This is a genomic window from Paenibacillus jiangxiensis (assembly GCF_046098255.1).
GTDB classification, from domain to species: Bacteria; Bacillota; Bacilli; order Paenibacillales; family Paenibacillaceae; genus Paenibacillus; species Paenibacillus jiagnxiensis.
In genome coordinates this window covers 1-13,840 of the sequence record NZ_JBJURI010000060.1, presented here as the reverse complement: position 1 = coordinate 13,840, position 13,840 = coordinate 1, and the positions used below count along the sequence as shown (strand labels likewise).

The window sequence follows — 13,840 nt, the reverse complement described above, 5'->3', positions numbered from 1 at the left end:
GGTCTCCGCTCATCTCTTCGCTTTTCAAGGCAGTAAAATCCTGCGAATGAGTGAGCATTCGTGAGAAAACACCTTAAATACGAGGGACGGTTGCCACGACTGCTATTAGTTCCAAAAACGTTGATTTCAAATTATGACGGTTGCCGTGGCGCTTATTTCACTTAACCCGGATATTTTCGCCTTGATTAAGGCAAATAACGCCGATCACGACCGTCAGAATTTGAAAAGGTCTTTTTTTCGTAAAATAGTAGCTGCTACAACCGTTAGATTTCCGGTGGACGCACGATCTGCTCGAAAAACCTGAGCTTTGACAGAAATCGGAAGTATCAGGGCTACAAGTTGTCTTATGCAAGAGTTAATGCAACGCTAGTGCCTTCGATCGGGCCTACTTCCTGCCTCGATATTCGGCAACCAAAGAACAGACGCTTCCGCCGGTATCGCACCTGTACTACGATCGCCGGCTGAAGCGCCTGAATTCTATGATACATTGATGTCCGCGGCCTGTTTATCCCTTTTTCGGCAGCTGGAAAGAACTTTTAAGGGATACGACCCTGTTAAACACCGGATGTCCCGGATGTGAAAACTTCGGATCCACGTTAAAGTATCCGTGACGGAAAAACTGGAACTTGTCCTGCGGCTTCGCCTCTTTCATGTCCGGTTCCACAAAGCCTTTAGCGATCACAAGCGAATTCGGGTTCAATTGATCCAGGAAAGTTTTCTCTTCCCCATCTTCCTCATCCTCCAGCGCATTCTCCGCCTGAATAAGAGGTTCGTAAAGACGGAATTCAGCAGGCACCGCCTGACTGGCTTCAACCCAGTGAATCGTTCCTTTCACCTTCCGGCCCGTGAACCCGGTTCCGCTCTTCGTTTCCGGATCATAGGTGCAGTGAATCTCCGTCACATTGCCGTCCGCGTCTTTGATTACCTCGTTGCATTTGACAAAGTACGCATGCTTCAACCGCACCTCATTGCCAGGGAACAGACGGAAATATTTGCTCGGCGGGTCTTCCATAAAATCATCACGTTCGATGTAAATCTCACGGGAAAACGGAATTTGCCGTGTGCCCATTTCCGGATTCTCGCTGTTATTCTCCGCTTCCAGCATCTCGACCTGTCCCTCAGGATAGTTCGTAATAACTACCTTAAGCGGATCAATGACCGCCATCGTGCGGGGAGCCTTCAGCTTGAGATCCTCACGCACGAAGTGCTCCAGCACCTGCAGGTCGATCTCTCCATATGCCTTGGAAATGCCGGTCTCAAATACAAAATTGCGGATTGCTTCAGGCGTGAACCCGCGCCGCCGCATCCCCGAAATGGTCGGCATGCGCGGATCGTCCCAGCCGTCAACATGCTTCTCGTCAACGAGCAGCTTCAGCTTGCGCTTGCTGGTGACCGTCTGCGCCAGGTTCAGGCGGCCGAATTCGTATTGATGCGGCACATGCTCCATTTCGCATTCAGCGACGACCCAGTCGTACAGCGGGCGCTGATCCTCGAACTCCAGCGAGCAAAGGGAGTGCGTCACGCCTTCAATGGCATCCTCAAGCGGATGCGCATAAGCATACATCGGATAGATGCACCACTTATCCCCTGTGTTGTGGTGATGAGTATGCGAGATACGATACAATACCGGGTCGCGCAGATTGATGTTGGGGGAGGCCATGTCGATTTTGGCGCGAAGCACCTTCTCGCCGTTTTGGTATTTGCCTGCGCGCATTTCTTCGAACAGCTTCAGGTTCTCCTCTACACTGCGGTCGCGGTATGGGCTGTTCGTGCCAGGCTCCGTTAGCGTGCCGCGGGTCTTGCGGATCTGCTCAGCGCTTTGATCATCAATGTACGCCTTGCCTTTCTTGATCAGCAGCACGGCCCGCTCATACATTTCTTCAAAATAATCGGAGGCAAAACGAAGCTCCTCCCATTCATAACCAAGCCATTTGACATCCTCCTGGATGGACTTGACGTATTCCTCTTCTTCCTTGGCCGGGTTTGTGTCGTCAAAGCGCAGATGCGTCCGTCCGCCAAATTCGTCAGCCAGGGTAAAATCAATCCAGAGGGCCTTGGCATGACCGATATGCAAATAACCGTTCGGCTCCGGCGGGAAGCGGGTTACGACTTCCTTCACCTTGCCGCTGCGGAGATCTTCTTCAATGACCGTTTTGATAAAATTCGGGGGAGTGCTTGGCTTCTCCACGCATATCAACCTTTCTGTGCGTTTAATCGCTTGTCTCGAGTATTAGCAGAAAACTACTGCCTAAACATGTTTCCCTTAAATATACCTCTTCGTACCGGAATGTTCAATAAAATGGGCCCTTATGCCGAAACACAAAATAAATTACACTTTTTCTGTCTAAGAAAAAAAGAAAAAGGTTAAGAAGAGGTAACGATTTCTATGACTCTTTACTCTATACTAAAGTTAGCTGTTTTTTTACAATCAAATTCAACCGTCCGCACCGGACCTGAAATATATAGAAAACTATTTAAAGAAGAAAGGAGGCCTTCCCATGATGAGGCTGCTTACCGCTCTCCTTCTGTCCACCCTTCTGACGTCCTCCAGCCCGCTGCCCGCCGCTCCGGCCCTCACACCGGACTCCGCACAGCGGATTGCCACAGCTCTTGAAGACACCTCCGTTGAGCTGTACCGCGGCCCTGAAGAGGGCGGGCTGTTCCACCAAGCCATTCTACAGGCGAACGGCCGGTTTGAGGCCTACGACTGGACAGGCTCCACAGCTGAAGCTTCCCCTCCCCAGCTGTATGTACAGGATGTGAACCAGGATGGTGTAAAAGAAGCCGTCGTAATTTTGAGCGTCATATCAGGTACCGGCACCGAAGTGCAGAAAATCCATGTCGTCAATCTGGAGACGCTTGCGGAATATCCCGTTGAAGATGCGGGACACTTCGTACAGTCACAGGCTTCCTCGAAGGTGGATGCCCGGGACGGGCAGCAGCCCGTCAAGATCGAAGTGGCCTTCCGCGGGCAGCTTACACTGCTTGATTTAAAACCGTCAGAATTTTATGACGACCCTTCCAATTTTTATTCAGCGCTTGATTTCACTTCCTACGTTGTTTATGACACCAGTCTTAATGAGTTGCGCGCGACCGTTTCCGGCAGCGTTTCGCCCTCCGAATTTGTCGGCGATTTCGAGCTTGTCTACCGATTTGAAGAAGGCCGGTTCCTGATCGATCAGGCGACCTTCGTCCCGTACCACTAAAAAACGTGTCTTTGGCCCTTTTGACGACACTCCGGGAATCATGTAGCATAAAATATTATGGCCGAAATACGGCCTGTCAGCATTTAGGAGAGGAAGAGGGGATCGCTTTTGTTTACATACGAACTGGACGAACGCACCGTTCTCAAGCCTATTGCCAGAGAGCACGTGCAGGCATTGTACGAGTTGACTGAAATGTCGCGCGACCGTCTCCGGGAATGGCTGCCCTGGGTTGATTCAACAACCGAGATCAGCCATACTGAGCAGTTTGTGCACAGCGCGATGAAGCAGGCTGCCGAAAACGGCGCTTTCGCGGCGGGCATTTGGGTGGACAATGAGCTTGCGGGAATGATCAGCTATCATCCCATTGACTGGAGCAGCCGCTCCGTGAGCATCGGCTATTGGCTTGGCCGGGCTTATGAGGGACAGGGCATTATGACGAGCGCCTGCCGCGCTTTCGTGGAACATGCTCTGATTGATCTTGATCTGCACCGGGTCGAAATCCGCTGCGCCACAGGCAACCGCCGCAGCCGCGGCATTCCCGAGCGCCTGGGCTTTGTGCTTGAAGGAATTATCCGTGAAGCGCAAAAGCTGTCTTCAGGCTATGCCAATTTTGCCGTGTACGGCATGCTGCAAAAGGAATGGAAGCAGCTCCGGTAGCAACTCATCCAACCAAAAAAAGAACCTCCGGTTACTCACGAATTCGTGAAGCCGGAGGTTCTTTGTCTTTTAGTACCGAGTTACTTGACCATGGCCTTTAATACGTCATCGATCATGGCTTCGTTGGCAATTTTCCCGCTGTACAGCCAGCTGCCCTTTGAATCCATCGTGTAGACATGGCCCTTTTGGACGGCAGGAAGGGCCTTCCAAATCGGACGCTCCAGCGTTTCCGAGCCTGCCCCCTTGTTGCTGTTGATCAGAAAGATATGGTCTGCATTCAGCTCAGGCAGCTTCTCAAGCGTGATTGAGGTCCAGGAAGCATCTGAATCGGCCTCTACCATTAATGCGGGAGCCTTCAATCCAAGATCGCCATATACAACGGCTCCACTCGATTTCTTAGGATCAACGATATAGAAATTTTTCTGGGTAAGCCACAATATGGCCACAGATTGATCGCCCGCCACTCCCTGCAGCTCTTTCTTGGCAGCCGCTGCTTTGGCATCGTAATCTGCCACGGCCTTCTCGGCATCCGCCTGCTTGTTCAGCAGTTCGCCGATTTTCAGCAGCGATTGTCTCCAGTCGGAGGAGACCTTATCACCCAGCACATAAGTAGGGGCAATGGCAGAATATTGCTCATATAACCCCTTTTGCACCAACGATTCGGAATTGATAATGATCAGATCAGGCTGGGCGTCCAAGACCTGCTCCGGAGGCATATCGTATGGCATTAATGGGACGTCTTTCAGATATTTCTCCAGATAGTCCTGCTTTTTGCCGTTTTGAACCGACCACTGTGCAACCGGGGTCACGCCCAGCGTCAACAGATGGTCCTCCAGATAGGGGGCCAGCACCCGCTGTGGATTTGCCGGAATCGTGACCTTATGCCCCATGGCATCCGTAACCGTACGCTCTGCCGCCGTACCCGCCGGAGCCTGATTCGTATCCGAGCCTTCCGGCTGCGCCGCAGGCTGTGCTTGTCCGCATGCGGACAGCAGCAATGCAAGCAAGATGATTCCCGTGAGGAAGCTCATCGTCCTTTTACTTGAAAACATAACTTGTCTCAACACAACTCTCCTCATTTCTGCATAATTCATTATGTTCTAATGATAATGATTATCAATTGGAGAGTCAAATGTATTTATTTTCCACCCAGGCCGTTATAGCGCTTGTACCAGCCCGCCGTCCACCACCAGTGTTGTACCGGTCAAATACGTATTGGCCCCGGAAAGCAGGAATACGACCGCTTTTGCAAACTCTTCAGGCGTACCGTAGCGTCCGAGGGGGATTTCAGCCTGGCTCCGTTCCTGAATTTGCTCCAAGGGCACTCCCAGCTGCTCCGCCTTTTTGCTATCGAGCTGTACAATCCGGTCCGTTTCGATTCGCCCCGGCGCCACCGTATTTATCAGAATGCCGTACGGAGCGAGCTCCTGCGATAATGTCTTGGTCAGGCCCGCCACGCCCGTCCGGAACGTGTTGGAGAGAACGAGGCCAGGGATTGGCTGTTTGATGGAGGTGGAGGTCATATTCACGATATGGCCGCCCAGCTCCTTCATATAAGGCAGCGCTCCGCGGATCAGCCGGACATAGCTTAGCAAGTTCAGATGAAAGGCGTGCTCCCAGTCCTCATCCGTTAGCTCCTCAAACTTTCCTACCGGCGGGCCGCCTGAATTGCACACCAAAATGTCAATCCGTCCGAACAGCTCCCCCGTCCGCTGGAGCAGTCTTTCCACGTCACCCTTATCCTTCACATCCGCCACCGTGTACTCCACGCGGCCTTCGCCAAGCTTGGCCAATTCTTCACGTGCTTCTGTCAGCTTGCTCTCATTGCGGCTCACAAGCATCACGTCCGCTCCTTCAGCCACCAGCTGTGCGGCGATAGCTTTGCCAAGTCCGCTGCTGGAAGCGGCCACGAGTGCTTTTCTGTTCGTCAAATGAAGATCCATATCCATTCTCCTCCCTAATAAATGCATATTGTCTTACTGACCGATTACACTCATGCACCCGAAAGAAACGGCGGAGTGCCGCAATGGACGCTTGCGTCAATCCGGGCCAATTAATCTTCCATATGATAAGCCATTAAAATATCGTCTATGTAGGTGCCTGAAATGAAAAATTCAGCCTTTAGCCTGCCCTCCTCCACGAACCCGTTCTTTCGGTAAAAAGCTACGGCTCCCTCATTGCATGACAGGACCCGCAGGCTGAGCTTGCGAATGCTCCGGGAAGCCGCCAGCTCCTTCATGGCATCCATAAGCAGCCTGCCGACACCCTGCCCCTGACAGGAAGGATGAACGGCGATATGAATGGACAGCACATGGCTGTTGCTGGGGAGCGAGGTAGGGGGCTCGAACCCGATATAACCGTACACCGTTTCATCTTTAACTGCGACAAGCTGCGACCCCGGCGGGGAATGACGAAGAAACTCTTCCCGCGAGCTCCTGTTCAACGGAGCCGGAGTTGTCTGCTCATCCCACACAAGCTCGTCCAGTGCCATAATTTGCGAGGCATCCTTAAGCTCTGAAGGACGCAATACCCAGCCTTGGCTTAACGTCATATCAATCAATCCTTCCGTTTCTTGCAGGTTTGGCTTGAACCTATTGTAGCACACAGGGGACTAAAAAAAGCAGCCCTTCCACTCTGCAGTGCATGCAGGACAGAAGGGCCGCAGACAAATGGATTTATCAGCATAACCGGGGTAAAGACCAAATGGTTAATAACCGCTTCATGCAGTTAATATCCGCTCCGCACGACCTCCATCTCGCTCTGTATCCGGCTGCGGTTCAGCCAGCCATGCAGCACGTAGAACAGGATGCAGAGCACAGCCGTAGCTGCCGCCAGCCAGACCGCCGGAGCCAGGCCTGCTTGGTCGTACAGCACGCCCATGGCGTAAGGGCCGAATACCCGCCCGGCCGCGCCAATCCCGCCGGCCAGCCCGATGTAAAATGGCGCCCCTTTGCCGCCATGCTCCGATAAAAACGCCGGAATAGCAGGGGACATCAACATTTCGCCAATTGTTGCCAGCACCATCGCAAGAATCATCCCCGTATAGGTTTGGGTAACTATCATGAGAATATAGGCGGCAAGATAAAAAATACCGCTGCCAATCAACTGGGAAGAAGTCGTTGTGGTCCAGCTGCGCCGAATCCAGGAAACGAGCGGCTGTGCGGCAAAGATCAGAATGCCGTTCAAGGTCCAAAGCAGGCCATACATGCTTTTGGGCATCCCCTCCTCGATGATGAACGGAGATACACCGCTATTCCAAATCGAGTTGCCGAACCATAGAAACAAGGTCCCCAACCCGATATACATATAGATGCGCATATCCCGCAGCAGCACAGGCAGCGGCAGCTCCCCGGAAGCGCTGCTGCGCTTGCTCAAATGAACCTCGCCTTCTTCTTTGTCCACCTTGGTAAGGTAGGTGAAGAAGAACAGGGCGAACAAGGCTGCCGTCAGGCCGTTCAGCACGAAGCTCAGGTGATAGGACAAATCAGCCAGCACACCGCTTAGAGCTGTCCCGAGCGCCACCCCGATATTATTGGCTACATACACCACGTTAAACAATTCCCCGCGCCGGTCGGCAAACCGGAAGCCGATAAAGGCCTGAATCGCAGGCATGGACATAGCGTTGGAAAAGCCGATGAAGCCCATCATGATCACGAAAATGAACCAGTGCTGGCTGGTAAAAGGCAGTGCTAACAGCCCAAACGCGTTCATGGCCAGCGAACCCACGATTAGCCTTTTCACGCCCACACGGTGGTAGAGTGCCCCTCCTAGCAGCTGTCCTATTATACCGCCGAGCGACTGGATCAAAATCACAAAACCGGCGTCGCTCATCGTATGCCCAAGCTCGTCGAAGACATACATCGTGATCAGCGGCCACATCAATGAGCCTCCGGCAGAATTCACCAGACTGGCGATCAAAAAAACTCTTACTTCTTTAGGATAGGATTGCAGAAATTTCATGAATAATACCCCTCATCGCACATCAGCAGACTGACTAATCATGTAAGAATATCATGACACATCCATCAGTATCGCCTACATGCGCTCATCCGGCAAGCACATTCATTGACGCTTTACATTAACAGCAGTCGAGAAGAACACGGCGCCTTTTCCCATGTCTGCCAGCCTGTCCGGCGTCAGTACATTCGCACGCTGCCGCTGCCCGTCTTTATCCCACCAGAGCCCCTGGCTGATCACGGTGCCCGGCAGCATCCGGTCCACAACCTTTGCATGCAGTTCACAAGTTCCCCTGTCGTTCCATACCGTCACTTTATCGCCGTCCGCGATTCCCCGTGCCGCTGCATCTTCAGGATGAATCTGCAGCAGAGGCTCCTTTTCCAACTCCTGATGTTTCGGAACGTTGGCAAAGGTCGAATTCAGAAAATTGTGGTTCGGCGGAGAGATGAACATGAGCGGATACAAGGCATCCGGTTCCGGCCTGCGCTCGCCGTCATAGCCTTCTTGCAGTGGCATATAAGTCGGCAAGCCGGGCAGTCCTGCCCGCTCCAGCGTTTTAGAATACAGCTCGATCTTGCCCGAGGGGGTCGGCAGCTTCTCCAATAACCGCGCCTGCGGACTCATATCCAGCTTCACATGCCGATGCTCCTGCAGCGCGTCCAGCGTAATCCCGTTCAAATAAGGATTGACAGGATGGTTCAAAGCTCCGCGGATCATGCTTTCCTCGCTCTCACTAAAGGCTTCGCTGTCAAAACCCATCATCTGCCCCAGCAAGGAGAATAACTCATAATTGCTCTTGCTCTCCCCGACCCGTTCAATGACAGGCTCCTGAAGCTGGATATAATGATGCCAGTAGGAAGTGAACAAATCGGTGCTTTCAAAAGATGAAGCGGCGGGCAAAACGATATCCGCATATTTCGCCGTGTCCGTCATAAACAAATCGTGGACGACGGTAAACAGGTCTTCCCGTTGGAAGCCGCGGATTGCTCTCTCCGTATCGGGAGCAACGACCAGCGGATTCGAGCAATATACAAACAGCCCCATAACCGGCTTCTCATTGTCCAGCAGCGCTTTGCCGATCCGGTTCATATTAATATGGCGCGCCTGCGGACTTCGCCGCAGATCCGGGCGTTCCAGTGCAGCACTGTTCAGCTTGGCATAACCGCTGTTCGATTTTGTCGCCCCGCCGCCACGCCGCTGCCAATGACCTGTGAGGGCCGGCAGACAGGCTATCGTTCTTATATTCATGCCCCCGTTGTCATGGTGCTGCAGGCCATTGCCGACATGGATATGGGCGGCGTGCGAGCGCCCGTACATTTCCGCCAGCCGGACAATATCCGCAGCAGGCACCCCCGTTATGCGGGCCGCCCATTCAGGCGTGCAGCCGCGCACATGCTCCTCCAGAAGCTCATGACCGACGGTGTAACGCTCCATAAAAGGCAGGTCCGTCAGACCTTGCGCGAACAGCACATTCATCATGCCCAGAGCGAGTGCCGTATCTGTTCCGGGATGCAAAGGAATGAACCAATCGGCCCATTGGGCGGTCCGGTTGCGGTGCACATCGATGACAACGATCTTGGCCCCTTTCTTGCGCGCTTTCTCGGCCAGCACGACCTGATGCATGTTGGTGCTGACAATATTGCCGCCCCAGACCATAATCAAATCCGCATGCTCGAGGTCCTCCGGGCTTACTCCCCCGTAAAACCCCATCGTATGTACCCATCCGGCATTACCCGCCGAATTGCAGATAGTCTGCTCCAGTTCGCTGGCGCCCAATGCGTTAAAAAAGCGGCGATCCATGCCATCCACACTCAGCTTGCCCATATTGCCGTAAAAGCTGTAAGGAAGAATCGACTCCGGACCATGGCTGGCCATGAAGTCCCGGAAACGGTCTGTAATTTCTGCAAGGGCTTCCTCCCATGTAATCCGCTTAAATTGCCCCGAACCCTTTGGTCCTGTCCGTTTGAGCGGATGCAGCAGCCGCTCGGGGTGATATATCCTTTCCGCCATATTGCGGACTTTGTTGCAGATGGCGCCCTTCGTGATCGGATGATTGGGATCGCCCGCCACTTTTACAATTTTGCCATTCTCTTTATGGAGCAGCAGCCCGCACGTATCGGGGCAATCCAGCGGACATACGGCCGGAAACACACCGTCAGCCACATCCGTCATCCATGTCTTGCCATTCTTGTTTTCCCTGTTGATGCTGATATCCTGAACCATTCTGGCCCCCCTCTTCCGGCACTCCAATGTCCGTAATGTTTTTCACTATCATACTATAATTTTTTGAAGATTATAGAATTTTAAGTTTTTAGCGGAGCTGGACTATGCTGTAATCACAAGAAAAACTACCGCTAACACGGTCCGCTTGCTGCGTATTATGCCTATAGACGTTTTTCTTATAGCGGGCTGTTTCAAGAATCTGCTTGCAGGGTAAGAAATAATCAAGGCAAGGATGGAAGAGCGCACACTCTGCCTCCTGCCATACATGGACCACTCCCAAAAAATTCGCCATGCCAGGTTACGTTCCCCCGAACCTGACATGGCGAATTTATTTTAGACTATACAGCCTGGTCTGGCGCTGTCTGCGGATGGGCAGCCTCTTTTTCCTGAATGATCAGGGGGTGCGTCTTCGGTTCGGCCTTAAAATCCTTCAAATATGCCAGCCAGTAGGCCCCCGCCACAAACAGGCTTCCGCCCGTCAGATTGCCCAGCCATACCGGCACAAAATTGCGGACATAATCGAGCCATGTAAAGTGGCCCGCAAAGATCGCCGCCGGAATCAGGAACATATTGGCCACAACGTGCTGAAACCCGATGGCCACGAAGGCCATGGTCGGGAACCAGATGCCTATAATTTTTCCGCTCATGGAGTCGCTGCCGTAGGACAGCCAAACCGCCAGCGCGACGAGCCAGTTGCAGCCGATACCGGACAAATAGGACTGCCAGATGGAATCATGGATTTTGTGTCCTGCCATCTCCACGACTTTATCAAGATAAGGACCACTCGCCGTCAAACCCACCACATGACCGAAAAAATAAGCGACGAACAGTGCGCCGGCAAAATTCCCCAGCGTGATCAGCACAAGGTTGCGTACAACCTCCCCCGTCGTGATGCGGCCGGCCATGCGGGCCAAGGGAACCGCCATCATGTTTCCGGTCAGCAGCTCACCCCCGCCCAGCAATACAAGCACCAGTCCCACCGGGAACACTGCAGCGCCGATAAAATTGGCGATACTCCCCCATTCTGCGGGAGCGTTTGCGATCACCCTGATGTCCAATAAAAAGCCAAGCGCGATAAAAGCGCCTGCCAGAAAGCCAAGTATGACGGACGTCTGCCACGTATTATAGGCTTTATGGACACCGGTTTCGACCGTCAGCTCCGCAATTTGCTTCGGTTTATAAGTTGCCATTCTCTTCTCCCCTTCCTTTGCTGCACCACTTCTTCTGTTTCTTTCAGTTTAGAAGGTCACAGAGATAGAAGTAGTGAAATTAATCACATACTCAGATGAGAAAAAGATGGCATATATGCAAAAAAGCAGCCTCCTCAAGGAAGCTGCATGTATAACAATATCATAATTAATTGTATTCTTCTTTCTCAAGCTGCTTCATAAACCAGCTGATAGCCACAAAACCGATTGCTCCGAGTACAATCATAAATGCAATCCAAAACAAGACGGTTCCTCCCCCTTTATTCCATAAATCATAAATCATGATCTGAATATTTGATATTTTTATTTTACAATATTCAGAGAGCTGGCAGAGCCGGATTTCATGGCAATTAAGTGAACAATATCACAGATTTTTTTAGCAGATTATTACAGAGTTACAGCTTCCTTGTTTTTCACCGGTGGAAGAGCCTGCAGCCCGGCTGTATTCAGGAAATTCCATGGCTTGTTGTAATGCGGCTGGAAGAAAAAATCGATAAATGCCAGCTGATCGACGGTCATCCGGTTCTGAATGCAAACCGACAGGGTATTGATCGACTGTGTAAGCTCGGCTTTGGACATCAGCTGCGCACCGACGATCCGGCGGGAATCCCGTTCATATACAACCTTCAGCAGTACCTTTTCCGCTGTAGGCATAAATTCCGGACGGTAGCTGTCCTCAATCGTAACTGCTTCTACCTGCATCCCTTCGTCTTTTGCCGCTGTTTCGGTCAAGCCTGTTCCTGCAATATTTTGTTCATATATTTTGATGCCCGAAGTTCCCTGGGTCCCCATATATGGGATGGTCGGCTGCATAAGGTTGCGGGCGATCAACGTCCCCATCCGGACCGCATTTGTGGCCAGCGGGATGTATGCATTTTTACCCGTAGGATTATAATGAATGGCACAGCTGTCACCAGCGGCATAAATATCAGGATTGCTGGTCTGCATGTAATCGTTGACGATGATGGCACCGTTCGGCAGCATATCGACCTGACCTTTCAGCAAATCGGTATTCGGACGGAAGCCGATGCAGAGAATGACCAGATCGGTCTCATACTCCCCTTTAGAGGTGATGACTTTCGCAACCTTTCCGTCCCGGCCCTCAAAGCGGTTAACCGTTTGCCCCAGGGCAAGCTGAATACCTTGCTGCTTCAATGATTTCTCTATTCTGTCCGTAAACTCGGCGTCCAGATATTTGTTCAAAATGCGGTCCATGCTGTCGATCAAGGTAACTTCCTTGCCATTCATCTGGAAAGCTTCCACGAGCTCGATACCGATATAACCGGCGCCTACGACGGTAATCCGTTTGGCGTTTTTCGCTTTTTCAATAATGGTGTTGGAATGGTTATAGTTCTTTGAGAGCAAAATATTGTCAAGCTCGATGCCTTCAAGCTTCGGAATGATCGGCCACGAGCCTGTCGTCATAATCAGCTTGTCGTACGTATCCGTAAACTCCTCTTGCGTTTCAAGATTGCGTACGCGCAGCGACTTGGTTTTCGTATCCACCGAAGTCACTTCATGAAGCATTTTGGTGACTACGCCCAGGTCTGCAAGCTGCTGTGGAGATGAGTAAAACAGGCCTTCAGGGTCCTTCACCACCCCGCCGACATACAACGCAATCCCGCAGGAAAGAAACGAAATATTATTATTGCGCTCATAAACGGTAATCTGCGCGTCCGGATATAATTTGGCGGTATTGACGATGGCTGCTGTCCCAGCGTGTGTGCATCCGATAACTGCAATTTTCATTTGTGTAGCCTCCTCAGGTGTAATTAAAATGTCTGAAACCGGACTTGCTTGAAAAGAAATTGAAAAAGATATAGGACAAAATTATTGTGAATTGTTTCACTTTATAGCGGTTGCTTATGTGATTTATTTCACTTCATGGCTTTATTATAATGTGATCTATTTCACAATGCAATATCTTTTTGCGGGGATTCACATTTTATTCACAGTTGGCGTAAGGGACGCTTTTTTTATTAGCTTTCCCACGCTCTGTCTGACTATGCCTTCTGCTGCTGTTTCAGCGTAACATCTCGCTAAAAAAGGCAGCCCTTGAAGGCTGCCTGCAATGTATTACTCATGTTCAGCAATCTGCTTCGCCACATTTAATGCTTCGTCAAGACTTCCATTACTATGAAAATTATTACACCATGCGCTAATCATCCCTCCAAATTCCTTGTTATACGAATTTGTATGACCACCTCCAATATGTGAATACGTTTTATATGGAAAATAATCCATCTACTTTTATAACGTAGCAACTTGCTATAAAGCTCCTAAAATTGAGAATAATAATGGCTCAATCCAGAAGTCAGGGCTTGACCAAAGGGTTTACTTCGAAGGATCGATCTATCCGGTACTTTCTTTTTTAACGGGTGTCATTGCACTTATTCAGCCGAGAAAACGAAGGTTTCTTTTCTAACAGTTGTAGGTGCGCTTATTTAGGCAAAACATCCCCTTTAACTACGAAAAAACGGGAAATAAGCTCACCGACAACCGTCCCTCGTATTTAAGGTGTTTTCTCACGAATGCTCACTCATTCGCAGGATTTTACTGCCTTGAAAAGCGAAGAGATGAGCGGAGACC

At 51.2% G+C, this 13,840-nt stretch carries 10 protein-coding genes; 2 read left to right on the top strand and 8 right to left on the bottom strand.

Going from position 1 to position 13,840, the window contains the following annotated elements:
• Positions 1 to 505 precede the first annotated feature (505 nt).
• Positions 506 to 2,188 carry a glutamine--tRNA ligase/YqeY domain fusion protein gene (locus ACI1P2_RS31060; protein ID WP_355327584.1) on the bottom strand — a complete coding sequence of 561 codons (1,683 nt, stop codon included), beginning with the start codon at positions 2,186 to 2,188 and terminating at the stop codon, positions 506 to 508.
• Positions 2,189 to 2,498: 310 nt separating this feature from the next.
• Here ACI1P2_RS31060 and ACI1P2_RS31055 point away from each other — a divergent pair, with 310 nt between their 5' ends.
• Both ACI1P2_RS31055 and ACI1P2_RS31050 read left to right on the top strand, forming a co-directional pair.
• Positions 2,499 to 3,206: a copper amine oxidase gene (locus tag ACI1P2_RS31055; RefSeq protein ID WP_355327581.1), complete on the top strand. Its 708-nt coding sequence runs from the start codon at positions 2,499 to 2,501 to the stop codon at positions 3,204 to 3,206.
• A 108-nt stretch (positions 3,207 to 3,314) separates the two neighbouring features.
• Positions 3,315 to 3,863: a GNAT family N-acetyltransferase gene (locus ACI1P2_RS31050; protein ID WP_355327578.1), complete on the top strand. Its 549-nt coding sequence runs from the start codon at positions 3,315 to 3,317 to the stop codon at positions 3,861 to 3,863.
• Between the two features lie 80 nt (positions 3,864 to 3,943).
• On the opposite strand, the gene ACI1P2_RS31045 is transcribed toward ACI1P2_RS31050, so the two are convergent.
• The 7 genes from ACI1P2_RS31045 to ACI1P2_RS31015 form a co-directional block, all read right to left on the bottom strand.
• Positions 3,944 to 4,927, bottom strand: coding sequence for an ABC transporter substrate-binding protein (locus ACI1P2_RS31045; protein WP_408976395.1), 984 nt, complete (start codon positions 4,925 to 4,927; stop codon positions 3,944 to 3,946).
• Between the two features lie 93 nt (positions 4,928 to 5,020).
• A complete protein-coding gene (locus ACI1P2_RS31040) occupies positions 5,021 to 5,806 on the bottom strand; it encodes an SDR family oxidoreductase (protein ID WP_355327573.1) in 786 nt (261 codons plus the stop codon).
• A gap of 110 nt (positions 5,807 to 5,916) precedes the next feature.
• Positions 5,917 to 6,414, bottom strand: a complete 498-nt coding sequence (locus ACI1P2_RS31035) for a GNAT family N-acetyltransferase (protein ID WP_355327570.1) — start codon at positions 6,412 to 6,414, stop codon at positions 5,917 to 5,919.
• A 176-nt stretch (positions 6,415 to 6,590) separates the two neighbouring features.
• A complete protein-coding gene (locus ACI1P2_RS31030; protein ID WP_355327567.1) occupies positions 6,591 to 7,823 on the bottom strand; it encodes an MFS transporter in 1,233 nt (410 codons plus the stop codon).
• Between the two features lie 102 nt (positions 7,824 to 7,925).
• Complete coding sequence (locus tag ACI1P2_RS31025) at positions 7,926 to 9,992, bottom strand: molybdopterin-containing oxidoreductase family protein (RefSeq protein WP_355327587.1); 2,067 nt, start codon at positions 9,990 to 9,992, stop codon at positions 7,926 to 7,928.
• 389 nt (positions 9,993 to 10,381) lie between these two features.
• Entirely contained in the window at positions 10,382 to 11,233 is an 852-nt protein-coding gene (locus tag ACI1P2_RS31020; RefSeq protein WP_355327564.1) for a formate/nitrite transporter family protein, read from the bottom strand.
• Between the two features lie 405 nt (positions 11,234 to 11,638).
• Positions 11,639 to 13,000, bottom strand: a complete 1,362-nt coding sequence (locus tag ACI1P2_RS31015) for an FAD-dependent oxidoreductase (protein WP_355327561.1) — start codon at positions 12,998 to 13,000, stop codon at positions 11,639 to 11,641.
• Positions 13,001 to 13,840 lie beyond the last annotated feature (840 nt).

Coding starts and splice junctions, on each gene's coding strand:
- ACI1P2_RS31025 (WP_355327587.1), bottom strand. CDS start 9,992: ATGACGGATGTGGCTGACGGTGTGTTTCCGGCCGTATGTCCGCTGGAT.
- ACI1P2_RS31040 (WP_355327573.1), bottom strand. CDS start 5,806: ATGGATCTTCATTTGACGAACAGAAAAGCACTCGTGGCCGCTTCCAGC.
- ACI1P2_RS31015 (WP_355327561.1), bottom strand. CDS start 13,000: ATGAAAATTGCAGTTATCGGATGCACACACGCTGGGACAGCAGCCATC.
- ACI1P2_RS31030 (WP_355327567.1), bottom strand. CDS start 7,823: ATGAAATTTCTGCAATCCTATCCTAAAGAAGTAAGAGTTTTTTTGATC.
- ACI1P2_RS31020 (WP_355327564.1), bottom strand. CDS start 11,233: ATGGCAACTTATAAACCGAAGCAAATTGCGGAGCTGACGGTCGAAACC.
- ACI1P2_RS31035 (WP_355327570.1), bottom strand. CDS start 6,414: ATGACGTTAAGCCAAGGCTGGGTATTGCGTCCTTCAGAGCTTAAGGAT.
- ACI1P2_RS31055 (WP_355327581.1), top strand. CDS start 2,499: ATGATGAGGCTGCTTACCGCTCTCCTTCTGTCCACCCTTCTGACGTCC.